Origin of the sequence: Mesorhizobium sp. LSJC280B00, assembly GCF_000502835.1 — a bacterium.
Classification (GTDB): Bacteria; Pseudomonadota; Alphaproteobacteria; order Rhizobiales; family Rhizobiaceae; genus Mesorhizobium.
Genome location: NZ_AYVL01000005.1, coordinates 26,378 through 50,292, shown reverse-complemented (window position 1 = coordinate 50,292; position 23,915 = coordinate 26,378). Strand labels below are relative to the sequence as shown.

At 64.4% G+C, this 23,915-nt stretch carries 24 protein-coding genes and 1 pseudogene; 11 read left to right on the top strand and 14 right to left on the bottom strand.

Features of this window, described 5'->3' with window-relative positions; translation table 11 throughout:
- The first annotated feature begins 15 nt into the window (after positions 1-15).
- Together X773_RS49050 and X773_RS49045 are read left to right on the top strand one after the other, a co-directional pair.
- Positions 16-198, top strand: coding sequence for a hypothetical protein (locus tag X773_RS49050; RefSeq protein ID WP_245274654.1), 183 nt, complete (start codon positions 16-18; stop codon positions 196-198).
- 44 nt (positions 199-242) lie between these two features.
- Positions 243-851: a hypothetical protein gene (locus tag X773_RS49045; RefSeq protein WP_023675700.1), complete on the top strand. Its 609-nt coding sequence runs from the start codon at positions 243-245 to the stop codon at positions 849-851.
- A gap of 15 nt (positions 852-866) precedes the next feature.
- Here the strand turns inward: X773_RS49045 and X773_RS49040 are convergent, their stop codons facing one another.
- A complete protein-coding gene (locus X773_RS49040; RefSeq protein ID WP_023675699.1) occupies positions 867-1,772 on the bottom strand; it encodes a S1C family serine protease in 906 nt (301 codons plus the stop codon).
- 267 nt (positions 1,773-2,039) lie between these two features.
- On the opposite strand from X773_RS49040, the gene yghU reads away from it, so the two are divergent.
- On the top strand, positions 2,040-2,927 hold the full coding sequence (gene yghU, locus X773_RS49035; RefSeq protein WP_023675697.1) for a glutathione-dependent disulfide-bond oxidoreductase: 888 nt from the start codon (positions 2,040-2,042) through the stop codon (positions 2,925-2,927).
- Here yghU and X773_RS49030 read toward each other — a convergent pair.
- From X773_RS49030 to X773_RS49020, 3 genes are all read right to left on the bottom strand, one after another.
- A complete protein-coding gene (locus X773_RS49030) occupies positions 2,924-3,727 on the bottom strand; it encodes a hypothetical protein (RefSeq protein ID WP_245274653.1) in 804 nt (267 codons plus the stop codon). The two genes, yghU and X773_RS49030, sit on opposite strands and share 4 nt — an antisense overlap.
- Positions 3,728-4,056: 329 nt before the next feature.
- Positions 4,057-4,308: an exopolysaccharide production repressor protein gene (locus X773_RS49025; protein ID WP_023675695.1), complete on the bottom strand. Its 252-nt coding sequence runs from the start codon at positions 4,306-4,308 to the stop codon at positions 4,057-4,059.
- 150 nt (positions 4,309-4,458) lie between these two features.
- Positions 4,459-5,625, bottom strand: a complete 1,167-nt coding sequence (locus X773_RS49020; protein WP_084641033.1) for a KamA family radical SAM protein — start codon at positions 5,623-5,625, stop codon at positions 4,459-4,461.
- 489 nt (positions 5,626-6,114) lie between these two features.
- Here X773_RS49020 and X773_RS49015 point away from each other — a divergent pair, with 489 nt between their 5' ends.
- Positions 6,115-6,546, top strand: a complete 432-nt coding sequence (locus X773_RS49015; RefSeq protein ID WP_023675692.1) for a class I SAM-dependent methyltransferase — start codon at positions 6,115-6,117, stop codon at positions 6,544-6,546.
- Between the two features lie 61 nt (positions 6,547-6,607).
- Here the strand turns inward: X773_RS49015 and X773_RS49010 are convergent, their stop codons facing one another.
- Both X773_RS49010 and X773_RS49005 read right to left on the bottom strand, forming a co-directional pair.
- Positions 6,608-8,230, bottom strand: coding sequence for an ABC-F family ATP-binding cassette domain-containing protein (locus tag X773_RS49010; RefSeq protein ID WP_023675691.1), 1,623 nt, complete (start codon positions 8,228-8,230; stop codon positions 6,608-6,610).
- A 160-nt stretch (positions 8,231-8,390) separates the two neighbouring features.
- The gene (locus X773_RS49005; protein WP_023675690.1) at positions 8,391-8,942 is read right to left on the bottom strand and encodes an isochorismatase family protein; all 552 of its coding nucleotides are present in this window, start codon (positions 8,940-8,942) and stop codon (positions 8,391-8,393) included.
- A gap of 211 nt (positions 8,943-9,153) precedes the next feature.
- On the opposite strand from X773_RS49005, the gene X773_RS49000 reads away from it, so the two are divergent.
- Positions 9,154-9,705 carry a DUF4019 domain-containing protein gene (locus tag X773_RS49000; RefSeq protein ID WP_156937308.1) on the top strand — a complete coding sequence of 184 codons (552 nt, stop codon included), beginning with the start codon at positions 9,154-9,156 and terminating at the stop codon, positions 9,703-9,705.
- Between the two features lie 255 nt (positions 9,706-9,960).
- Here X773_RS49000 and X773_RS48995 read toward each other — a convergent pair.
- The 7 genes and pseudogenes from X773_RS48995 to X773_RS48965 all read right to left on the bottom strand — a co-directional run.
- Positions 9,961-10,356, bottom strand: a pseudogene (locus X773_RS48995) (LysR substrate-binding domain-containing protein); the annotation flags it as partial.
- Between the two features lie 66 nt (positions 10,357-10,422).
- Entirely contained in the window at positions 10,423-11,193 is a 771-nt protein-coding gene (locus X773_RS48990; protein WP_023675687.1) for an exodeoxyribonuclease III, read from the bottom strand.
- Positions 11,194-11,202: 9 nt separating this feature from the next.
- Positions 11,203-11,847, bottom strand: coding sequence for an alpha/beta fold hydrolase (locus tag X773_RS48985; RefSeq protein WP_023675686.1), 645 nt, complete (start codon positions 11,845-11,847; stop codon positions 11,203-11,205).
- 185 nt (positions 11,848-12,032) lie between these two features.
- Complete coding sequence (locus tag X773_RS48980; RefSeq protein WP_023675685.1) at positions 12,033-13,127, bottom strand: tetratricopeptide repeat protein; 1,095 nt, start codon at positions 13,125-13,127, stop codon at positions 12,033-12,035.
- Positions 13,124-14,038, bottom strand: coding sequence for a Ku protein (locus X773_RS48975; RefSeq protein WP_023675684.1), 915 nt, complete (start codon positions 14,036-14,038; stop codon positions 13,124-13,126). Before X773_RS48975 ends, X773_RS48980 begins: the two co-directional genes overlap by 4 nt.
- A 221-nt stretch (positions 14,039-14,259) precedes the next feature.
- Entirely contained in the window at positions 14,260-16,758 is a 2,499-nt protein-coding gene (gene ligD / locus X773_RS48970) for a DNA ligase D (RefSeq protein ID WP_023675683.1), read from the bottom strand.
- A gap of 155 nt (positions 16,759-16,913) precedes the next feature.
- Entirely contained in the window at positions 16,914-17,138 is a 225-nt protein-coding gene (locus X773_RS48965; protein WP_023675682.1) for a hypothetical protein, read from the bottom strand.
- Between the two features lie 184 nt (positions 17,139-17,322).
- Between X773_RS48965 and X773_RS48960 the strand changes: the two genes are divergently transcribed.
- The 6 genes from X773_RS48960 (at position 17,323) to X773_RS48935 (ending at position 23,536) form a co-directional block, all read left to right on the top strand.
- Positions 17,323-18,330: an aldo/keto reductase gene (locus tag X773_RS48960; RefSeq protein ID WP_023675681.1), complete on the top strand. Its 1,008-nt coding sequence runs from the start codon at positions 17,323-17,325 to the stop codon at positions 18,328-18,330.
- 227 nt (positions 18,331-18,557) lie between these two features.
- Positions 18,558-19,508, top strand: a complete 951-nt coding sequence (locus X773_RS48955) for a substrate-binding domain-containing protein (protein ID WP_023675680.1) — start codon at positions 18,558-18,560, stop codon at positions 19,506-19,508.
- Between the two features lie 238 nt (positions 19,509-19,746).
- Positions 19,747-21,324, top strand: a complete 1,578-nt coding sequence (locus X773_RS48950) for a sugar ABC transporter ATP-binding protein (protein ID WP_023675679.1) — start codon at positions 19,747-19,749, stop codon at positions 21,322-21,324.
- Positions 21,321-22,337, top strand: a complete 1,017-nt coding sequence (locus X773_RS48945; protein ID WP_023675678.1) for an ABC transporter permease — start codon at positions 21,321-21,323, stop codon at positions 22,335-22,337. Before X773_RS48950 ends, X773_RS48945 begins: the two co-directional genes overlap by 4 nt.
- 290 nt (positions 22,338-22,627) lie before the next feature.
- On the top strand, positions 22,628-22,948 hold the full coding sequence (locus tag X773_RS48940) for an endonuclease domain-containing protein (RefSeq protein WP_031211482.1): 321 nt from the start codon (positions 22,628-22,630) through the stop codon (positions 22,946-22,948).
- A 90-nt stretch (positions 22,949-23,038) separates the two neighbouring features.
- Positions 23,039-23,536, top strand: coding sequence for an N-acetyltransferase (locus X773_RS48935; protein WP_031211481.1), 498 nt, complete (start codon positions 23,039-23,041; stop codon positions 23,534-23,536).
- A 196-nt stretch (positions 23,537-23,732) separates the two neighbouring features.
- Here the strand turns inward: X773_RS48935 and X773_RS76285 are convergent, their stop codons facing one another.
- Positions 23,733-23,873: a hypothetical protein gene (locus X773_RS76285; RefSeq protein ID WP_023675675.1), complete on the bottom strand. Its 141-nt coding sequence runs from the start codon at positions 23,871-23,873 to the stop codon at positions 23,733-23,735.
- Positions 23,874-23,915 lie beyond the last annotated feature (42 nt).

Genomic DNA, 23,915 nt, shown 5'->3' with positions numbered 1-23,915 from the left:
ATGCAGGAACAATTATTGCGCTACGAATGTGTCATGGAGCCGAACGGCCGTTGGATGGTGTGGGACATCGTTCACGATCTGCCGGCGCAATTTTCGGAAATCGCGCTGATCGGCCTGAGCCGTCGTGAAGCCGTTTCGCTCTGCCGGCTGCTCAACGAGACGAGCCGTTCCGAGACGCGGCAGAGCCGGGCCTCCTGAGAAGCGCGTGCGTCTCAGACCTGCCCAGGCTAAGAGGATTTTACATGCGATCGACAATATTCGGTCTGGTCCTGCTGCCGGCCGCCGCACTGGCGGAGCCGATCGAGACGCAGAAGATCATCACGGCGGCGACCGGCGACTGGAACGGCGACGGCGCCGCCGATCTGGCGATGATCGTCGAGACCGAGCCCGGCTCTCCCATGGACCTGTATTTTTTCCTCAAAGATCGCAATGGGGATTTTCTAAAACCTGCCGGGATCGTGCATGATCAGATTGACGGGGAATGGAAGGATTACGACCGGCCGGGCCCCGCCACATCCGACACCGAGCCCGAACTCACTACGCTCCCCAACGGTTCGATCAAGCTCTATATTCCGGCGATGGAGATCGGCAGCGAGCGGACCAATAAGACGCTGACGCTCGCCTGGCGCAACGGCACGTTCGTCGTCGCCGGTTTTGCCTACGAGTATTGGGATTACATGGACGACAATGTTGCCGGCGACTGCGACTACAATGTGCTGACCGGCAAGGGCAAAAGCAGCAAGAAGCTGGCGGACGGCAGCACCAGGCAAGCGACCGTATCGGTCGAAGGCAAGGTCATCCCATTTGCGGAATGGACCCCGGGCACTGGCTTCAGCGCTTGCGGAGAGTGAGAGGTTTCGGTTGCCTCACTGCAGCGGCGGCTTCCACAGCAGGCTGTTGCGATCGGCGGACTTGACGCGCAGCCAGGTTTCGCGGCCATCGCGCAGCACCCGGAGCGGGATCTCGGCACCGGCCGGGCCGCTCTTCCAAAGCTTGCGATAAAAATCGGCAAGCCCATCGACCGCCGTGTCGCGGACATCCGAGATGACATCGCCTTGGCGAAGGCCCGCCTGGGCGGCCGGACCGCCCTCGGCGACGCTCATCACCACGACCTTGCCGTCGCTCTCGGCCGAGAAGGCGCCGAGCCACGGCCGCGGCGGCCTGGCGACCTGCCCGCGCGTCAGCAGATCGTCGAGGATGGGCGGCAGAAGATCGATCGGCACCACCATGTTGATGTCGGCGACCTCGCCGTTGCGGCTCATCTGCAGGCGCAGCGAACCGATGCCGAGCAGCCTGCCATCCGCGCCGATGAGGCCGGCGCCGCCCCATGAGGGGTGAGCCGGCGCCGTGAAGATCGCCTCGTCGAGCAGATATTCCCAATAGCCGGCGAATTCCTGCTTGGTGACGATCCGCGCCCGCACGGAGCGGCCGACGCCGTCGGCGAGCACGACGGGATCGCCGATCTTGGCCCTGGAGGCATCGCCGAGCGCAATGGCGGGCAGCCCGAGCGGCGCCAGCGCCTGCACCAGGCCGAAGCCCGACTCCTGGTCGTAGGCTAGCGCATGGGCGGGAACCACGCGCCCGTCCTGGTCGGCCAGCCAGACCTCCTCGGCCTCGGTGATGAGATAGCCGATGGTGAGTACCAGCCCGTCGCCGCGGATGACCACGCCACTGCCCTCGCGGCGGGTGCCAAGTGTATTTGCCGTGAAGGCGTCCTCTGGCACGGTGGCGCGGACGGCCACGATGGATCGCAAAAGGGGTTCGATATTCATGCTTTGGTTCCTGGCAATGTTCGCAGGCCGATATGGGGTTCGCAGGCCGATATGGGCTATAGGTATGGCGCAGGTGATCAGGCGCAAGAGGCGGCGCCGGCTTTGGCGTGGACCGGCGCCGCGCCGTTCGCGCCGGGGTTTTGCAACAGCGCCGGCAGCCCTATCTGTACCTACGGCTATCCCAAGCTGCCCTATGCAAAGTTCCTCCGCCATTACCCACGTTGATATCGGATATCCTCCCAACCAACCCTTCCAAAGGCCTCCCAAATGAACGACTACGCAACGGACCAATACACGCCGCCAAAAGTCTGGACCTGGAACAAGGCAAATGGCGGCGCTTTCGCCAGCATCAACCGGCCGATCGCCGGCCCGACGCATGACAAGAAACTGCCGGTCGGCAAGCATCCGCTGCAGCTTTATTCGTTGGCGACACCGAACGGCGTCAAGGTGACGATCATGCTGGAGGAACTTCTGGCGCTCGGCCACAGCGGCGCCGAATACGACGCCTGGCTTATTAGGATCAACGACGGCGACCAGTTCGGCAGCGGCTTCGTCGAGGTCAACCCCAACTCGAAGATCCCGGCCATGATGGATCGCAGTGGGAAAAAGCCGGTCCGCATCTTCGAATCCGGCTCGATCCTGCTCTACCTCGCCGAAAAATTCGGCGAATTCCTGCCGACGGAGCAGCCGGCTCGCGCCGAGACCCTGTCATGGCTGTTCTGGCAGATGGGCTCGGCGCCCTATCTCGGTGGCGGCTTCGGCCATTTCTACACCTATGCGCCGACGAAGATCGAATATGCCATCGACCGCTTCGCCATGGAAACCAAGCGGCAGATGGACGTGCTCGACCGACGCCTCGCCGAAAGCGAGTATTTAGGCGGCAGCGACTATACGATTGCCGACATTGCGGTGTGGCCCTGGTATGGCGGGCTGGCCAAGGGCCGTATGTATGACGATTCCGGCGAGTTCCTGCAGGTGGAGCAGTACAAGAACGTGCAGCGCTGGGCCGACGCCATCGACGCGCGGCCGGCGGTCAAGCGCGGCCGCATGGTCAACCGCACCTTCGGCGAGCCTTCGATGCAGCTGCACGAGCGCCATGACGCCAGCGACTTCGAGACCAAGATGCAAGACAAGCTCGAGGCGGCCAAAAGCTAAGCGGACGACGCGCCGATCTCCCGCCTTGTAGGGGAGATCGGCAGCTTCGGCCGACTGCTCAAGCTCGCCTCCACCGCCGCCATCCACAGCCGGTCGATGTTGGCCAGGAATTTCTCGTCGAGTTTGTCAAGGTGCTTCCAGTACATGCCGTCCTCGAAGAGATAGCCGAGTTCCTTCTCGATCCTGTCGGCCTCCTCCGCCTGATCGAGCCGCAGGCCGGCAAGCATCTCCGCCTTCATTTCCGAAAGCTGCGAGGAAGAAAGCGCGCCGAGTTCATCGAGCGTCAGCCGCGGGAAGATCAGTCGGCTGCGCGGCAGGTCGGATAGGTTGACGCACAGGCAGCCGCGCCGAAGCGCATGGATGAGCAGGCGGGCCGACTTCGCCTCGAGGTTGCGCAGGGTGACGTCGTTGCGCAGCGGATCGGCGCGGCCGACGCCGTAAAAATGCGTGTTGCCGGGCTGGTCGTAGATCATGTCGCAGCCAAGGAATGCCAGCACGTCCGGCTTCTGACTGTGGATCGTCCAGTAGGCCGCCGTCATCGACATGGTGCCGCCGGCATAGACGAAGCCGCCAAAGCTGTTTTGCGCCGGCACGTAATGCGAGGCGCTGAAGATCTGCGCCTGCTGCAGGGGACCGCCTTGCGGCATCCGCTCCGCCGGGAAATCGCCGGCATGGACGAGGAAATCCCAGTCGGGGCGCACGCGCCAGGCGTTGTTGATGGCGACGATCTTGCCGAAGGCCTGCTTGGGCCAGGCGGCGGAGCGCACCACATCGGGGGCGCTACCGATCAGCAAGATCACGTTTGGCGTTCCGTCGATCACCACAACCCTCTCGACCGGCCGAAATGCATCTCGATGCCGCCCGGTTGAACGGCTTTATAGCCTCAATGGCCCATCGAAAACACCAGCCGGATTTAAGCTGGCATCAACAAAAGGCAGCTTGCCAGCCGGTTGTAAAATGTGGCCTTAGGCACCGTCGTACAAGCAGCAGGCAGGTTTTCCCGCTAGCCCAAAAACGACGATATGAGTTGGGCGATATATATTAGTTGACTAAACTAGCGGAACGTCCAATGCACATTCCCAGAACCGAACATGTCCTGTCTAGACCATGATATCTATATGGGACATTACTACATAAGCTGAACGCGACCTCGACGGTTCGGCGGCACAGCCCTCAGACGCCGCGGCTTTGCCTCCGCGCTTTTCGCCCCGGATCCGTAGATCAACCGGACGACGAACAGGAAATATCCAACCTGCATGACGATCAAGGTCAAGATCGTCCAGGCCAGCGTCTTCCAGATTGAACCCGTCGCAAGGTAAGTCGAGATCGCCACGATGGACGATGTGGTGGTCAGCCCCACCAGGAACTGTGGAAAGTTCATGATTTTTCTGCGCCGCCCCGGAACTCGCTACAGCCGGGACGAACTCCCCTAACCCATTACCCCGCACCAACATTTCCACCATTTTAGCAATTGCGCAAGCACCAAATAGAACAGCAGTTAACGCATGCTTCCGTGATCAAGGGCTGCATGTCAGGTCACCAAGGTGGGCTGGCTTGGACGGCGGCTGCGCGTCCCCTCCTCCCCAACCAGCTCTCCATACCCCCTCACCGCCCCATCAAGCCCACGTATTCGCCACGTCTCCCCTTCCCGTGCCTCAAGATGGGACGGGCCGAGCGGCACTTTCCCTCCGCCGTCCGGCAGGTCCAGCACGTAGACGGGATTGCAGATGCCCGACAGGCGCGCACGCAAGGCGCTGACCAGCGCCTGGCCCTCGGCGATCGTGGTGCGCCGGTGCGCCATGCCGCGCACGAGATCGCCGTGGTGCAGGTAATAGGGTTTGACGCCAAGGCGATACATCAGCTCGCGGCACAGCTCTTCCAGCACCTCGACCGTATCGTTCACGCCTTTCAGCAGAACGCTCTGGTTCAGCAGCACGAAGCCGCCCTGCCGCAACGTGCGGCAGGCCCGCTCGGTCGCCTCCGTGATTTCGCGTGGATGGTTGAAATGGGTGACGACAGTGACCATCAGCCGGCCCTGCAAGGCTTGAATCAACCCGCCGGTGACGCGCGACGGCAGCGCGACGGGTACGCGAGTGTGGATGCGCAACAGCCGCACATGCTGGATCGCCTCGACACGGGCGCGGATTTCCGTCAGCGCCCTGTCCGGCAGCGATAGCGGGTCGCCGCCGGTCAGGATCACCTCGCGGATTTCCGGATGGGCCGCGATATAGGCGAAGGCTTCGTCGAGAGCTTCGCGCGTATAGCCGCGGCCGATCGACGTCAGCTGCTCCTTGCGAAAGCAGAACCGGCAATAGACCGCGCATTGATAGGTCGGGAACAACAGAACCCGGTCGGCATGTCGATGCGTCAATCTAGGCACGGGACTGAAGGCGTGGTCGGCGATCGGATCGTCGAGTTCGCCCTCCTGCTCTGCCAGTTCGTCGGGCGACGGGATGACCTGAAGCCGTATCGGATCGGCGGGGTCGTTCCAGTCGATCAGGTCGAGATAGGCCTTGGGAATGCGAACCTTGTGGCGCGTGGCCGCGGCTTCGGCCGCCGCCCGCTCGGCCGGCGACAGCGGCAGCGAATCCAGATCGCCTACATACCGCACGCCCTCGCGAACATCGTCCCGCCATGCGGCATCCGCCTCGCGAGCGCGCCGGTCATCGGCTGCCACGCCGGCCGCATCGACCGCCATGCTGGCGTCGGGGATGTCGGGATGTGAGGTCATCGCAGGCTCCTTGAATTTCGGGCCGGGGTACAGCATTGGAGCCAGGACTTGAAGGCAATAAGCGGTGTTTGGCCGGGTTGGAGGGCGCGGCAGGAAGCCACAACCGGCCACTGATCAGAACAATCGTCCAACATAGCTGACGCAAAACATTAGCTTGCTCTTATATTAGCTTGAGCGTATACACATAAACGGCCGGTGATCTACCCCCCAACCGGTTAGGCTCGGCGCCAGTTCCCTCCCTACCCCTCAGGTCAACGACGCCGGGCCGCTCGGGGTCCGCCCGGTCGCCCGCGGTCGAGACCGGATCGTCGACCTCTTCGATGTCGATCATCCCCCTCAAGCAGCACCCAACTGAACATACCAGCTGAACACATCGGCGATGCCCGCGTCTCTCGGCCTTCCCGTCGCCGGCCGCGGTCGCTAATCTCGGATTGCGAAAAAGCTGGAGAAGAGCGTATGGCGAACGACTTGTCGCCAAGGCTTTTGGAGATCGTCAATGCGCTGCCCTTGCGGCAGGGCATGCGAGTGCTGGAGATCGGCTGCGGACCGGGTGCTGCAGCGCGCGAGATCGCGCGCCGGATCGGCGGTGGGCACGTGCTGGCGATCGACCGCTCGGCCAAGGCCATCGCGCAGGCCGGGGCCGCCTCGCGCGCCGAGATTGCGGCAGGCCGGCTGAGCCTTCGCCAGATCGCCATCGAGGATTTCGAGTTGGAGGCCGATGAGAAGCACTTCGACATTGCCGTTGCGGTGCGCGTCGGCGCGCTGGACGGGCGTCATCCCGAAGCAGGAAAAATTGCCCTGCGACGGCTCAAGGCGGCGTTGACCGCGCAAGGCCGGCTGTTCATCGACGGCGGCGATCCGCTGCGCGAAATTGCGATACATGGCTGAGCACCTCGTGCTTGGCCTCCGGAACCGAGCGTCTACGTGACCGTGAGCGGCAGAGCCGGCCTCAGCTCCGCAACCCCGGCGCCTCCTGCCCGGTGCGCTCGACATATTCGGTATAGCCGCCGCCATAGGTGTGGATGCCCTCGGGCGTCAGTTCCAGCACCCGGTTCGACAGCGCCGCCAGGAAATGGCGGTCGTGCGAGACGAACAGCATGGTTCCCTCGTACTGCGACAGTGCCGTGATCAGCATCTCCTTGGTGGCGATGTCGAGGTGGTTGGTCGGCTCGTCCAGCACCAGCAAATTGGGCGGATCGAACAGCATCAGCGCCATCACCAGCCGCGCCTTCTCGCCGCCCGACAGCACGCGGCATTTCTTCTCGATCTCGTCGCCGGAAAAGCCGAAGCAGCCGGCCAGCGCCCTGAGCGGCGCCTGGCCGGCCTGCGGAAATGCATCTTCCAGCGTCTGGAACACGGTGCGCTCGCCCTCCAGCACTTCCATGGCGTGCTGGGCGAAATAGCCCATCTTGACGCTGGGCCCGCGCGCCACCGTGCCATTGTCCGGCTCGGAAGCGCCAGCGACCAGCTTCAGCAGCGTCGACTTGCCGGCGCCGTTGACGCCCATGATGCACCAGCGCTCGCGGCGGCGCACCTGAAAATCCAATCCCTCGTAGATCGAGCGGCTGCCATAGCCCTTGTGCACGTTCTTCAGCGTCACCACGTCCTCGCCGCAGCGCGGCGCCGGCTGGAAGTCGAACGATACCTTCTGGCGGCGCTTGGGCGGCTCGACCCGGTCGATCTTGTCCAGCTTCTTCACCCGGCTCTGTACCTGGGCGGCATGTGAAGCCCGCGCCTTGAAGCGCTCGATGAAGGCGATCTCCTTGGCCAGCATCGCCTGCTGGCGCTCGAACTGCGCCTGCTGCTGCCGGTCGGCAATCGCCCGCTGCTGCTGGTAGAATTCGTAGTTGCCGGAGTAGGCGGTCAGCGAACCGCCGTCGATCTCGACCACCTTGTTGACGATGCGGTTCATGAACTCGCGGTCGTGCGAGGTCATCAGCAGCGCGCCGTCATAGTTCTTCAGGAACTGCTCCAGCCAGATCAGGCTTTCGAGGTCGAGATGGTTGCTCGGCTCGTCGAGCAGCATGGCGTCGGGCCGCATCAAAAGGATCCTGGCAAGTGCTACGCGCATTTTCCAGCCGCCGGACAGTTTGCCGACGTCGCCGTCCATCATCTCCTGGCTGAAGCCAAGGCCGTCCAGCACCTCGCGAGCACGCCCATCCAGCGCGTAACCGTCGAGCTCCTCGAAACGGTGCTGCGCCTCGCCGTAACGGGCGATGATCTCGTCCATTTCACCGGCGCGATCGGGGTCGCCCATGGCGTGCTCGAGCTCGCGCATCTCGGCCGCCACCTCGCTCACCGGGCCGGCGCCGTCCATCACTTCGGCAACGGCGCTGCGGCCGGACATGTCGCCGACATCCTGGCTGAAATAGCCGATGGTGACGCCGCGATCGACCGAGACCTGGCCTTCGTCGGGCTGCTCCTCGCCGTTGATCATGCGAAACAGCGTCGTCTTGCCGGCGCCGTTGGGCCCGACCAGCCCGACCTTCTCGCCCTTCTGCAAGGCGGCGGAGGCTTCGATGAAGACGATCTGACGGCCGTTCTGCTTGCTGATGCTTTCGAGACGAATCATGGTTTTCCGGAAAGGCCAAAGGAGCGTTCCCGCGCCAATACGCGATAGGCCGCGCCGGCGGAAGCCCGCAGTGGTGAGGCGCCCCGCGCCAAATTGTCTGAACCCGCCAGTTGCTTCCCGGCTGGATCAGGCTTTGACGGCGTAGGGATGAGCCGGCGGATCAGCTATCGGTCAGGGCTTTTGTCGTCGCAAGTTTGACCCCGGCGGCGGCAAATGCCGCATTGTGCCGGGCGATGATCTCCGCGGCGGTCTCGCTGGCGGCGTCGAGCGTGCTGTGGGCGTCGGAAACCACGGTGACGCCCAGGCCCGCTGCAAAGGCGCCCTTCACCGTGGCCGCCACGCAGAAATCGGTCTGCGCGCCGATCAGAACGACCTCGCCGGCGCCCTGCCCGACTACCCATTCTGCAAGCGCGGCATTGCTGAACGCGTCGCCGACACGCTTGGCGAACGTCGGCTCGTCCCCGGCCTGGCCGAGCGCCGGCCACACCGGCCAGCCCGGCTCACCCGGCGCCAGTGGATCGCCCTGCAGCCCGTCATGCCTGATGAAGGCGACCTTGCGCCCGCTGCGCCGTGCCCACTCGATCAGCGCGCGGGTGCGGGCAACCATGCCGTCGGCATCATGGATCGGCGGCTCGGCGACACCGTCGAACATGCCGGTCTGAAGGTCGATCACGATGAGCGGCGCAGCGGCCGCGGGGCTGGTCCCTGACATGGTTTTTTATAGCACGAGGGCGGAGCTGATCAAGGATCAGGGCCGCGATGGCGCGCACGGGCAACCGCAAGTGGCTGGAGTTCGAGATATGTGACAATCCGCTTGCGGCAGCGCTAACATAGCGCGCCATTGGGATGTGGGTCAGTTCGAAATTCTGGCTATCGGCCGTGACCGGATTGCATTCGTGGCAAGCTCCTGCGAAGAAATTACCATGACACATGCAGCCGTAGCTTTCCTTGCGATCGTGACTTCGGTGTTGGTCGCGATCCTACCCGCACAATCGCAAGAGTGGACGCCCTCGGAGGACGCGGTTCGAGATGCAACGGAAACGGTTGGTCACTATTTCCTTTCGCTCGATAATCAAGAGTATGGGCGGGCATACGAAATGAAAACTGATACCGCCAAAGCTTCGATCCCATCGAATGCCTTCGTGGAGCAAAGTAAACATTTTCATTCTCAGGCCGGCGCTGTGCGCGAGCGCCGGCTACTCAAATTCACGTGGTTGAAGGACCCAGAGAACGCTGCCTTTCCTGGCGTCTATGCCGCAGTCGACATAGCGGCGAAGTTTGAAAACATCGATCGTTACTGCGGCTATATTGTCCTCTATCAGCGGCCATCAGGTGGAAATTTTCGAGTCATGCGGGTCGAAAGCAACTTCATCGACAACTCTACCGCGAAAAGCATTGAAAAGACCCAATCGAAACTCGAATTGGATCGAGCATGGGCCGAGTTGTCGGCTAACTGTCCGAATTTTCCATCGTGAAGGTGAGGCGGTCCGTTTTTGTACGTTCCGCGACCATCGCTTTTCGGCTTCCCTCGCTTCGATCAGCGCAACGATGTCGGAGATCTCTTACAGTTTGCCGGCCCTACGACGCGAACGCAGCGAGAGCGCAGCTTTTGTCCTCACCCAATCCGCCCGTCACGGCATAGGCGCCGGCGGTGCGCTTGTCACTAAAACCCAAGCGCGATGTTTATCTCGTCCGATCGCCCTTCGCAAAGTAGCCGGCGGCCCGGACGATCACACCCGGCCCGATGTCCCATCCTCGCCAAAAATCCCGGTCACCCAGTCGATGAACACGCGTACCCGTGGCGCGAGCTGGCGGTTCTGTGGGTAGAGCGCCGACAGCGGTGTCGGCGACGGCGGGTAACCCGGCAGCACTTCGACAAGCGTGCCGCGTGCGAAATCCCCGGCGGAGCGGTAATGCGGCGCCTGCACCAAGCCGAAGCCGAGACGCGCCAGCTCCGCCATCGTGTCGGAGCCGTTGACCGTCACCCGGTTGGGCAGGCTGACATAGCGCAACCCGCCGCCGACGGTGAATTCGAGCGGCATGACCTCGCCGGTCCGCGACGAGCGGAAGCCGACCATCAGATGGCCTTCGAGATCGTCGAGGGTTGCCGGCATGCCGAGGCGTTCGCCCGCGAAGCGGCGCGGCCAACCTGACTCGTTGCCGCCCGGAAAGGCGGCGCCAGCCTCCGTGCCTCACTTCAACTCCACCCAGACCGGCGCGTGATCGCTGGCGCCGGTCTCGCCGCGCACGTCGCGGTCGATGCCCGCCGCTACCAGCCGGCGCGACAGCTTCTTGCTGAGCAAGATATGATCGAGGCGCAGGCCGGCATCGCGCGGCCAGCGATTGCGGCGGTAATCCCAGAATGTGTAGAGCGTCTCCGTCGGGTGCTTCTTGCGCAGCGCGTCAAGCCAGCCCTGGTCGAGCAGCCGCTGGAACGATGCGCGGCTTTCCGGCTGGACCAGCGCGTTGTCGTCATAGGAGCGGGTCGGGTAGATGTCGCGCGGCTCGGGCACGATGTTGTAGTCGCCGGCCAGCACCACCGGCAGGCCGGTGTCGAGCAACTGTGCCGCATGCGCCTCCAGCCTTTCGTGCCAGGCCAGCTTGTACTGGAATTTCGGGCCGGGCTGCGGATTGCCGTTCGGCGCGTAGAGGCAGGCGACGACGATGCCGGTGACCGCTGCCTCGATGTAGCGCGCCTGCTGGTCACTGTCGTCGCCGGGCAGCGCCTCGCGGGTCAGAACGGGTTCTGCGCCACGCGAAAGGATGGCGACGCCGTTCCAGGTCGGCTGCCCGACCCAAACTGCGCCGTAGCCGGCGGCCGCCAGCGCAGTGCGCGGAAACTGCGTCTGTCTGGCCTTGAGCTCCTGCAGGCAGGCGATGTCGGGTTTGGCGGTGGCCAGCCATGCGAGCAGGTTCGGCAGCCGGCTGTTGATGTTGTTGACGTTGAAGGTGGCGATCTTCATCGGCCTGCTTCAGCGCACGATGCGTTCGGTCCACGCCTTCACCGCATCGGCGAGTGTCTTCAAATGGTCGGCGGCGGAGAAACCGGAAATGCTCTTGCGCGGCTTCAGATCGTGGTCGCCGTCCTCCAGCCAGAGGATTTCGATTGCGTCGGAAAGATCGTAGGTCGCGACCTCGTCCCTCGTGCCGAACTCGTCGCGCGTGCCCTGGACGATCAAAGTCGGCGTCTTGAGGCCGGCGAGGTGTTTTGTCCGAAGCTGCGTCGGTTTGCCCGGCGGATGGAAGGGATAGCCAAGGCAAAGCAGGCCCGAGATCTCGCCCTTCGAAAACATCTCGTCGGCGATCATCGAAGCGACGCGTCCGCCCATCGACTTGCCGCCGATGATCAGCGGACCCTCCACGCCCTTCGCCCGGAGGTCGGCGATCGCCTTGACGTATTCCGGGTTCACCGTCTCGGCGCGCGGCGGCGGCTTGCGGTGGCCGTAGCGGCGAGCCGCCATGTAGTGGAATTCAAAGCGCGCGACGCGGAAGCCGGCTGCGGCCAGCGCCTTGGCGGTGGCGGTCATCGAGGGCGAGTCCATAGGAGCGCCTGCGCCATGGGCGAGCAGGATGGTGATGGCGGCGGTGTCGGGGCCGTCGAAGAGGAAGGTTGTCATGGGGACTCCAACGCTGGTGACCCCTTCTCCCCTTGTGGGAGAAGGTGGCCGAGCGAAGCTCGGTCGGATGAGGGGTGTTCCAGGGAACGCCGACGCCTCATTTCTTCCAACACCCCTCAACCGTCTCGGCGCTGCGCGCCGATCCACCTTCTCCCACAACAAGGGGAGAAGGAGGCGCTACTACCTCACCCCGCCGACATCCGCGCCAGCTGCAAATCCACGAACTGTATCCCCTTGGCGGCCGTGCGCGCCCATTCGGAGTTGGGATCGAGTTCGAGGTAGCGCACCCAGCGACGCCGCGCCTCGGCGAGATTGCCGGCGTCGAACTCCAGCCTCGCAAGGTTGAATACCGCGTCGGCATAATTGGGATCGAGTGCGATCGCCTTGAGCAAATGCCGTCGCCCCGACGCCACCCGCCCCTCTTCGCTCATCAGCCCGGCGAGATTGAACCAGGCCTCGACGAAGCCGGGATCGAGCTTTATCGCGCGGGCATAGTCGTGCGCCGCCTCGGCCGCGTGGCCGGCGGCGCGCAGGCAGTTGGCGCGGTTGAAAGCGGCGATGGCATCGCTTGGGTCGATGGCCAGGCAGCGCCGGTAGAGCGCCGCCGCCTGCTCGTGGTCTTCAGCCCCTTCCGCCGCCTCGGCATCGGCGAACAGCTCTTCCAGCGTGTCGTCATCCTGCGTTCCCAGATCGAACAGCAGCTGGCCGTCGAGTTCGCTCTGGCCGCCCTCGAGATAGATCGCATCGGCCCGCCCATGCTGCGAGCCGACGGCGAGCGACTTGGCGGTGAGCGAGGCGACCGGGCCCGAGCGGTGCACCGAGCGCGCAATCGCCCCCCATGAGGCGCCGCCGGCAACCAGCCCGGCATATTTGCGGGCGAGGATCAGGTCGCGAAAGGAATACGGTTCGCAATCATGCTCGAAGGCATCGAACAGCGACAAAAGGTCGAGATCCTCGCCGGTCAGCCGCGACTGGTCGATCAGCGACTGCCGCGACAGCGCCGAAGCCTCCGGCGCTTTCATCAGGCCGAGCAGGCGCAGGAAGCCGTTCTCGCTGACCAGCTTGCGCCCGGCCGCGCGCTCGGTGACGACGCGGCGCTCAATCTCGGCATCATCGGCCCTGGCGAGCAACATGCGGCCCAACACGACATGTGTGGTGCGCCGAGTGACGCCGCGCCGCAACTCGCCGTGCTGGCGCTCGACCTCGCGCGCCGCCAACCTGAGCGGAAAGGCGGCCAGCGCGCCGACGATGCCGAAGACCGTGCCGGCGAGAGCCGTCACGCCTTGCTCTTGCCGACGGCTTTGAGAAGGTTCGCCTTGAGCGGGTTTTCCTTGGCCGCGGCGGCGCCGGCCTTGGCGGATTTCGCCGCGGGCTTGGCCGTTTCATCGGCCTTGCTCTTGGACTTGGCCGGCGGCTTGGCCGATTGCGACAGGCTCGCCTTCAGCGCATCCATGAGATTGATGACATTGCCGCGCTCAGGCGCCGCCGCGATGATCGGCTTATGGCCCTTCAGCTTCTCGCGGATCATCGCCATCAGCGCGATCTCGTAGCGGTCCTCGTAATTCTTCGGATCGAAGGTGGTTTCCTTCTGCTTGATCAGCGCCTCGGCCAATTGCAGCATTTCGGGATCGGGGGTTCCGGCCGGGATATTGCCGAAATACTCAGCCGTGCCACGCACTTCGTTCGGATTCCTCAAGGTGCAGACGAACATGCCGTTCTCGCGCGCGCCGATCGTCACCACGCGCTCGCGGCTGGACAGCACCAGGCGGGCGATCGCCAGCTTGCCGGATTTGCGCATCGCTTCGCGCAGCACGGCGAAGGTCTCCTCGGCCATTGCGCCGTCCGGCGCCAGGTAATAGGGCGCGTCCTGATAGATGACGTCGACCGAATGCTCGTCGACAAAGGCCTCTATGTTCATCGTATGATTGGATTCGATGCGTACCGCATCGAGATCGGAGTCCTCGATGATGATGTACTGCTTGTCCTCGTATTCGTAGCCCTTGACCAGGTCCGAACGCTCGACCAGCCCGAGTTCGGGGTCGACCGGCTTCATGTTGATGCGGTTGTGCGTCTTGTTGTGCAGCTGGTTGAAGCTGATGCGCTCGCTGGCGCTGGTCGCCGGATAGAGCCGGACCGGACAGCTGACCAGACTGAGCTTGAGGTAACCTTTCCAACTTGCCCTGGGCGCCATGAAATACTCCTACGCGGCCTTGTGCTGTCGAACTGTTCGCAGCGTTCATTCGTCCGGAGGACGAACGGGGCTGCCGAAATCCTACATTGCCCCTTACAATACCGGCAAATCCCTAGCGAAATCTTCCTCCGCTGAGAGCCGCCTGCAGGCAAGGGATCCGTGGCGAAGAATAATTCAAATTTTCCGGAGCGTCGATGGAGTCTGGGGCCGCGCCCGCGGGACTATCTCCCGGTGCCTATCACCGGCAAATCCCGGGCGAAATCTTCCATGTCGGCCCAGGGATCGCCTGACGTCGCCAGCAGGCCCGGCAGCGACGAATAATTCAGATCCTGCGGAGCGTCGATGGATTCCAGATCGCTCCAGCTCACCGGCGTCGAGGCCGGCAAATTGGTGCGGGCGCGCAGCGAATAGGGAGCCGCAGAAGTGTGGCCGCGCGCATTGCGGTGATAATCGATGAAGATGCGCCGCTTGCGGTTTTCCTTGCCCATGGTGGTGGTGAAGGTGTCGGGCGCGGTGGCGGCGAGATGGGTCGAGATGACGCTGGTTGCCTGGTGGAGTTTCTTCCAGTTCTGCTTTTGCGTCACCGGCACTGATATGTGGATGCCGTGGCCGCCGGACGTCTTGGCGAACGGCACCAGCCCTAGCGCTTCCAGCTCGCCCTTAATGTGCACCGCCGCCTCAACCACCTCGCGCCAGGCGATCCCCTCGCCCGGGTCGAGGTCGAAAACGATCAGGTCCGGCTTGTCGAGCCGCGTGCGATGGGTGCCCCAGGTGTGGAACTCGACGACACCGAACTGCGCCAGCGCCAGATAGCCCTTGGCGTCTTCCACCGAGAGATAGGATTTGGTCTCGCCCTCCGAATTGGTCGCTTCGAAAGTCGCCACAGAGGACGGCATGCCGGTGAAGGCGTGGCGCTGGAAGAAACAGTCCTGCGGCCTGCCGGTCGGGCAGCGCACCAGCGACACCGGCCGGCCGAGAATGTGCGGCAGCATGAAATCGCCGACCAGCGCGTAATAGACGGCAATGTCGAGCTTGGTCGGGCCGGTCTTGCCGAACAGCCGTCGCGTCGGGTTGGTCACCCAGATGGTGGCGAGGTCGGCCTCGGCGATCAGCCGCTTGCGCTTGGCCGAAACCGGCGTCGACAGGCCGACGTCGCGCAGGCCGCGGAACACGGCATGGCGCAGCGCATTGTCGGTGGTCCGGTTGGCGTAGTGGATATGCGCCGAAAGCAGCGGCCGCACCCAGTTCATCTCGCGCATGATTTCGCGGGGAACCCCTTCGGGCGCGGATGCACCCGCCCTTAGCGGCTCCAGCCTGGCCAGCAATTCGCCGGCGGTCCTCGCATCGAAGCCGGTGCCGACCTTGCCGCGATAGTGCAATTCGCCATCCTCGAATTCGCCGAGGCCGAGTGCGGCCAGCCCCTCGGCCGCGTCGGAGACAGTGTAGCCGGCGATAACGAAATCGCCGGTCTGAAGCGCCTTGGTCTTGGTCCAGGTCTTGGTGCGGCCGCTCTGGTAGACCGCCGTAGCACGTTTCGAGACGACGCCCTCCAGCCCCATTTCCGATGCCTGGTCATAAAGCGCCTGGCCGTCGCCCTCGGCGTGATCGCTGTACTGGATGGCGGAGTTGGCGCCGAGACCGGACAGCAGCTGCGAAAGCAGCGTCTTGCGCCGGCGGAGCGGCACTTGCCTCAGGTCCCAGCCGTCGAGATAGAGAAGGTCGAAGGCATAGAAGTGGAGCTTGTTGCCGGCGCCTTCGGCCAGCGCATCCTGCAAAAGGGCAAAGCGGCTGATGCCCTTGGCGTCGAGCGCGACGACCTCGCCGTCGATGATCGCCTCGCGGCACGGCAGCCTGGCGAAGGCAAGCGGAAGGTCGCCATAGCGCTTCGTCCAGTCGAGGCCGGCGCGGGTGATCAGCCTGACCTTCCCATCGGAAACATGCGCCATGGTGCGGTAGCCGTCGAACTTGATCTCGTGCAGCCAGGCTTCGCGCGTTCGGGCCGCTGGGTCATCGCCGCCCGGCGGCTTCGGAACCTGCGTGGTCAGCTGCGGCTCGATCCGGGAAGGCGGCGGCGCCTTGACGGCGCCCGGCAAAGCGCCGGGTTTCAGCACCACCGGCCTGGCAGGTTTGGCGGCAGGCTTCGGCGTTGCCACCAGCTCCTCGATGCGGCGTCCGGATTTGACGCTTTCCGGCCGGGCTTCCAGTATGTCGAGCTTGGCGTCGGCGGCGAGATCGCGCTCCTTGAACAGCAGCCAGTTCTTCTTGCCCTCATCGTCGCCGGGCTTCGGTTTCAGCCGCGTCAGCATCCAGCCGCCATTCAGCTTTTCGCCGGCGAGGCGGAACTTGAAGGAACCGGTGCGCAGGCTCTTCTCGACATCGTCCATCGGCGCCCAGACGCCGGTGTCCCAGACGATCATCGGCCCGCCGCCATATTCGCCTTCGGGAATGACACCTTCGAAGTCGATATACTCGAGCGGATGGTCCTCGGTCTCGACCGCCAGCCGTTTGTCGGCGGGGTTGAGCGACGGGCCGCGCGGCACCGCCCAGCTCTTCAGCACGTCGCCGACCTGCAGGCGCAGATCGTAGTGGTCGGCGGTGGCGTGATGCTTGTGGACAACGAAACGATTGCCCTCACCGGCAACCAGACCGCCGGCTGGTTCCGGCGTCCTCGTGAACTCGCGCTTGGCGCGATAAGCCTTGAGCTTCGAAGGAGCTGGCATGGACTAGGCGCGGGTGGTGGGCAAAAGCAACGAGCGCGGCATCAAAATCCCATCGCAGCGGCGCTCCAATGTCACGGCATGGATCCCAGGGTCTCCGCGACGTCGCTTAGCTCCTGCTCCGCCCTGGGATGACGAAGGATGGCAGGTCACGCCGCTCAATCGTCGGTGGCCGGCGTCAATTCGAGTTCGGCCGGCGACAGGCCCTGCTGCAGCTGGCTGAGCCGGAATTCGTCGACCCAATAGGCCTCGCCGTCCACCAGCACGCGCGCGCTGTAGCTGCCGGCCGAAAAACGCTGCGCAGTGATGTACACCTTGTGGCGGTCGAGCGCGTTCCGCACCGCGGCGCGCTTGGATTTCTGACTGGCGACGGAACTGGCCATGCTGGTTACTCACGCACAAGCCGCAAGGCGGCGTGCCTTAAGGATGGCCGAGAGCGGCTCGGCTGTCAATTTGGCGGCCGCACTGAGCCCTCGCGCGGTGGCGCCTCCCGCTCTGTGGAAATCGAGCCGGTGCGCTATATTGCCCTGGCGGCTTGGAACGCGATGCTGATCCGGAGAGCTTCACATGACAGTGACGATGCGCAAACTCGGCAGCCAGGGGCTGCAAGTCTCGGCAATCGGTCTCGGCTGCATGGGCATGAGCCAGTCCTACGGCCCGGCCGACGAGGCGGAATCGACCGCCACGCTGCACCGCGCCATCGAACTCGGCTGCACCTTCCTCGACACCGCGGAAGTGTACGGGCCGTTCACCAACGAGGAACTGCTCGGCCGCGCGCTGAAGGGCCGGCGCGATGAGGTGACGATCGCGACGAAATTCGGCTTCCGCATTGAAAACGGCAAGCAAGTCGGCACCGAGCGCGACAGCCGGCCCGAACATATCCGCGAGGCTTTGGAAGGTTCGCTGAGGAGGCTCGCCACCGACCACGTCGACCTCCTCTATCAGCACCGCGTCGATCCGGCGGTGCCGATCGAGGATGTGGCGGGCGCTGTCGGCGAGCTGATCGCTCAGGGCAAGGTCCGCTTCTTCGGCCTCTCTGAAGCCGGCGCCGCCAATATCCGCCGGGCGCATGCCGTGCATCCGGTGTCGGCCGTGCAGAGCGAATATTCGCTGTGGGAGCGCAATCTGGAGCCGGAAATCATTACGCTGCTGAAGGAGCTCGGCATCGGCCTGGTGCCGTTCTCGCCGCTCGGCCGCGGCTTTCTCACCGGCGATGTCAGGCGCGCCGAAGATTATCCGGAGGGCGATTACCGCCGCGGCGACCCGCGCTACCAGGGCGCCAACTATGATGCCAACATGCGGGCGGCGGCCATGGTACTCGACATCGCCGCCGCCAAGCGCGTCAAGCCAGGTCAGATCGCGCTGGCCTGGCTGCTCCACAAGGGGAGCGACTTCGGCATCGACATCGTGCCGATCCCCGGCACCAAGCGCAGAAAATACCTCGAGGAGAACGTCGCCGCGGCTTCGATCAGGCTGGACCCAGCCGAGATGCAAGTGCTCGACGACGCGCTGGCGCCGGGAAAGGTCGCCGGGCCGCGCTACGGCGAGCGCACCATGGTGATGATCGATCGGTAGGTCTTGCCTGCTCCCGTTCTTGCGCAAAGCTCCGGCCTTGGCTAGCATCCGCCGGCAGGCACCGAGCGGAGGAGAACGTCGCGGTGGACCGGCTGGAGCGCCGTGCGTCCCTTCAAAGCGAGTTGGGCGCTCAAAGGACACTCCATGTTTGAATCGACGCAAGGAACCTTCCGGAAAACCCATTCCGGTTTCGGGGTCATGCGCTCATCTGGGAGGAGACTAAATTGATCAACAGACGTGAATTCCTGCTGTCGTCGGCGGCGATGGGCGCCTTGGCGCTGGCCGCTCCGCGACTGGCTTTTGCGCAGGACAAGCTGACCATCCTTGGTTCGGTGCCGAGCCTCGGCTTTCCATTCTTCGTGCACATGCTGAACCAGATCAAAGCTGAGGCCCAGGCGCAAGGCGTCAACCTGGTCGAGAGCGACGGCCAGAATTCGGCGCCCAAGCAGACCGCCGATATCGAAGCGGCGCTGGTGCAGAAGGTCAACGCCATCGTCATCTCGCCGCTCGACGTCAACGCGCTGGCCCCAGCCATCGAGGAAGCGGTCAAGGCCGGCGTTCCCGTCGTCACCATCGACCGCCGCGTCGAAGGCGTCGAAGGCATCCTCGCCCATGTCGGCGCCGACAATGTCAAGGGCGGCGAGGCCGAAGCACAGGCCATGGTGGCGGCGTTCCCGAACGGCGCCAAGATCTTCCATCTGCAGGGCCAGCCCGGTGCCGGCCCGGCGATCGACCGCAACAAGGGTGTGCACAACGTCCTCGATCCGATGAAGGACAAGTACCAGATCATCTTCGAGCAGACCGCCAACTTCGCCCGCGCCGAGGCGCTGTCCGTCACCGAGGCCGGCCTTGCCGCCAACGGCAAGCCCGACGCGATCATCTGCGCCAATGACGACATGGCGCTTGGCGCGGTCGAAGCCTGCGCGGCGCGCAACTTCACCGACGTCAAGATCTACGGCTTCGACGCGCTTCCCGAAGCGCTGGTCGCCGTGCGCGACGGCAAGCTGGCCGGAACGGTCGAGCAATTCCCCGGCGAACAATCGCGCACCGCCGTGCAGATCGCGGTCGCCTACGCCAGGGACAAGACCGAGCCGAAGGAAAAGCTGGTGCTTTTGACGCCGATCGTCATCGGCAAGGACAATCTCGACAAGGCGGAGAGGCTGGGCGAGACGAAGTAAGGTTGCACAAAGGGCGCGCAGCGGCAAAAGTAGCATTCTGTCGCGCCCCCCTCTGCCCTGCCGGGCATCTCCCCCACTTGGGGGAAGATCGGGAGCTTCGCCGATGGCGCCTTTTCTGCAACGCAGGAAGATTGGCGAAAGCCGAGGTGACATCCAATCTCCCCCCTCGTGGGGGAGATGTCCGGTAGGACAGAGGGGGGGCGCTGTCCCGCCGGCAATCGCAATCCAGGAGCAAACTTTGCCCAAGGCAGCCGCCATCGCGCCCTCTCCCGCCCTGCTCACCGTCGAGGGCGTGACCAAGCGCTTTGCCGGCGTCACCGCGCTGAACGACGTTTCGCTCGAAGTCCGCCCCGGCGAGATCCTCGGCCTGCTCGGCGAGAACGGAGCCGGCAAATCGACGCTGCTCAAGATCCTGTCCGGCGTGATGCCGCCGTCCAGCGGCCGCATCGTCTTCGATGGGGTCGAATTCAGCCCGCACAATCCGCAGGATGCCAAGCGCCACGGCATCGTAACAATCTACCAGGAACTGAGCCTGATCCCGACGCTGACCGTGGCGGAGAATATCTTCATCGGCCGCGCACCGCTCGGCCGGTTCGGGCTGGTCAGTTGGCGGAAGATGGTGGAAGACTCACGCGCGATCATCGCTCGCGTCGGCCTCGACCTCGACCCGGCGACGCCGGTGTCGGCGCTGTCGGTGGCCGAGCAGCAGCTGGTCGAGATCGCCCGTGCGCTATCGCTGAAGAGCCGCTTGATCATCATGGACGAGCCGACCTCGGCGCTGACCGAAACCGAAGTGCACAGGCTGATGTCGATCATGGGCCGGCTGCGCAAGCATGGCGTCGCCATCATGTTCGTCACCCACCGGCTGGAGGAGGCCTCGGCGATCTGCGACCGCATGACGGTGCTGCGCGACGGCAGGCTGGCCGGCCATCTCGACCGCGAAGGCGGGCCGATCAAACTGCCGAAGATCATCGAGAAGATGGTCGGCCGCGCCGCTTCCGAGCTCTATGCCAGGCCGACGCAGCGCGACGTCGCCGGCGACGTCCGGCTCTCGGTGCGCGGCCTGCGCACGGTGCGCGATCCGCAGGCGCCGCACGCCATCGTGCTCGAAGGCGTCGATCTCGACCTCAAGGCGGGCGAAATCCTCGGCGTCGCCGGGCTCGTCGGCTCCGGCCGCACCGAGCTCGCCCGCGCCATCTTCGGCGCCGACCGCATTGCAGCCGGCACCATCATGCTCGACGGCAAGCCGATCGCGCCCGCCTCACCCGCCGNACCCGCCGACGCCATCGAGCTCGGCATCGGGCTGGTTCCGGAAGACCGCAAGCACCAGGCAATCTTCGCAGCACTCGCCATCCTCACCAATTTCTCGATCGCCGCGCTCGACCGCTACTCCAATGTCGGCTTCATGGCCGAGCGGCGAGAGCGCGAGGCGTTGGCGAACTATAGGAAGACGCTGTCGATCCGCATGGCCTCGCCCGAGCAGGCGATCGAGGGACTGTCCGGTGGCAACCAGCAGAAGGTCATCCTTGCCCGCTGGCTGGCACGCGATCCCAAGGTGCTGATCGTCGATGAACCGACGCGTGGTGTCGATGTCGGCGCCAAGGCGGAGGTGCACCAGATCCTGGTAGAGCTCGCGGCGCGCGGCATCGCCATCATGATGATCTCGTCCGAGCTGCCCGAAGTGCTTGCGGTGTCGGACAGGATCGTCACCATGCGGCGCGGGCGCATCACCGGCGAGATGCCTGGCATCGAGGCGACCGAGGAGAAACTGATGGAACTGATGGCGCTCGACCAGAAGCAGGAAGCAACGCAATGACCAGCACGACCGAACGGAGCCAGCGCCGCGGCGTCAATATTGCGCGCCTGCTGATGAGCTTCGGCCCGCTGATGTTCCTGGCGTTGCTGATCGTCGTCTTCACCGTGCTGAAGCCGAGCTTCATCGACCCGATCAACCTGTTCAACATCATGCGCCAGATCTCGATCACCGGCCTGATCGCGCTCGGCATGACCTTCGTCATCCTCACCGCCGGCATCGACCTGTCGGTTGGCTCGCTGCTCGCCTTCTGCGGTATGGTCGCGGCGGTGGTGGCCAAGGGCGGCACCGCCAACACGCTGTCGCTGTCGACAACGGGCACGCAAGGCTACGGCTGGTTCGCCGCCCTTCTCGCCGCCGTCGTCGTCGGCGCCGTGGCCGGCGGCGTCCAGGGCTTTGCCATCACCAGGCTGAAAGTGCCGCCCTTCGTCGTCACGCTTGGCGGCCTCACCGTGTTTCGCGGCCTGACCTTGACGATTTCCAATGGCGGCCCGATCTCCGGCTTCGACGCCTCGATGCGCTGGTTCGGTACCGGCCTGATCGGCCCGGTGCCGGTGCCGGCGATCATCTTCGCGATTGCCGCGTTCCTTTGCCATATCGTGCTGCGCTACACCCGTTACGGCCGCGCGGTCTATGCCGTCGGCGGCAATGCCGAGGCGGCACGGCTCTCCGGCCTGCGTGTCGACCGCATCCTGATCTCGGTCTACATCATCGTCGGCTTCTTCGCCGGCCTTGCCGCCTTCGTTTTGTCGGCGCGGCTCAACTCCTCCGAAGCCGTCGCCGGCATCGGCTACGAGCTGACGGTGATCTCGGCGGTAGTCATCGGCGGCACCTCGCTATTCGGCGGCATCGGCAGCGTCGGCGGCACGGTGGTCGGTGCAGGACTGATCGGCGTCTTGCAGAACGGGCTGCAGTTCAACAACGTCTCGTCCTACACGCAAAGCATCGTCATCGGCCTGATCCTCATCCTCGCGGTGGCCTTCGATCGCTGGCTGAAATCGCGGGTGAGGCGGTGATACAGGTGCCATACCTATCCAGGTCGGCGGGCCAGCACCCCCCTCTGTCCTGCCGGACATCTCCCCCTCAAGGGGGGAGATTGGACGTCGCTCCAGCTTTCGCCAATCTCTAAAGAAGGGAGAACTTTCGGCGAAGCTGCCAATCTCCCCCCTTGAGGGGGAGATGTCCGGCAGGACAGAGGGGGGGTGTTCAAGCGCAGCATAGAGAAGATGGGCAAGTTTCGCGCTGAGGAATAGAAGTAGTGAATCACTATCCCGTACCTCCCCGCAACCGCGGCAATGCGCGCAAGATGCGCAAGGCCATGACGGATGCCGAGCTGAAGCTCTGGAATGAGGTCAGGGCGCATCGACTCATGGGGCTGGCATTTCGGCGGCAGATGCCAATTGCAGGCCATATTGTCGATTTTGCCTGCCCGGACAAAAAGCTGATTGTCGAACTGGATGGCTCCCAGCATGCCCGGGCCGATGCCTCAATATCGGACGCTACCAGAAGCGCACGGCTTGAAGCGCTGGGCTGGACTATCCTGCGGTTCTGGAACGACGACGTCATTCGCGATATCGATAATGTCTGCCAGCACATAGTCATGGTGGTCGGCGCGGATGTGCGCTGAACTCAGCCGTGCAGGGTCGGCGGGACAGCACCTCTCTGTCTTGCCGGACATCTCCGCTCAAAAGGGGCAGGTTTCTGAGGCGAGGTGCCAATGACCCAAATAAGGACCATGACCGAACAGGACGTTCCGGCGGTGTCGCGGCTGCTTGGAGGGTCCTGGCGCTACACCTATTCGCCGATCCTGGGTGCCGAGACCACGGCACGGCTGTCGGATGAGAGGCACGCGCCGGAGCGGCTGGCGTCCGAGCTCGGGGACGACAACAAGATGTCCTTCGTCGCCGAGCGGGCTGACGGCTCGCTCGCCGGTTATGCGATGGCCGCGATGGACGACAAAGGCGAGGTCATGCTCGAGCGGCTCCATATAGACAAAAGCGAGTACGGCACCGGCCTTGCCGCCGACCTGCTGCATGCCGTTCTTGCCGCGCATGCGGGTATTCCCAGCATCGCCCTGGAAGTGATCGAGGGCAACGACCGCGCAATCGCCTTCTATCGCAAGCACGGCTTCGAGGTCGTCGAGCGCCGGCCGGCTGCACACGGCGTGGGCGGCCATGCCTCGCTGATCATGCGCCGGCTGCTACCACGGGCTTAGCAAGCGAAAGCGGCTGAGCGCGTAATCTCCCCCCTTGAGGGGGAGATGTCCGGCAGGACAGAGGGGGGCGCCTCGCGTGAAGCGCCAACCTTCTCTTTCGTCCCACAGGGCGTCGCGCCAGGACGTACCGACCCTCTCTGTCGCCTTCGGCGACATCTCCCCCTCAAGGGGGGAGATTGGCGACTTCTCCGACCGCTCAGACCGGGGCGTTGACGCGCTGTGCGCGCGTTGCCCAGTCGGCAACCGTCGCGCCAGCAACGCTCTCGCCGGCAACCATCCCGTTCGTCTGCGGCGCAAGCAGGTCGTTGCGGCGGGCGAAGGCGACGAAGGTGGACACGGTCCATCTGCCGTTTCGAAGTCGCGCTTTGGAAGCCTGGCC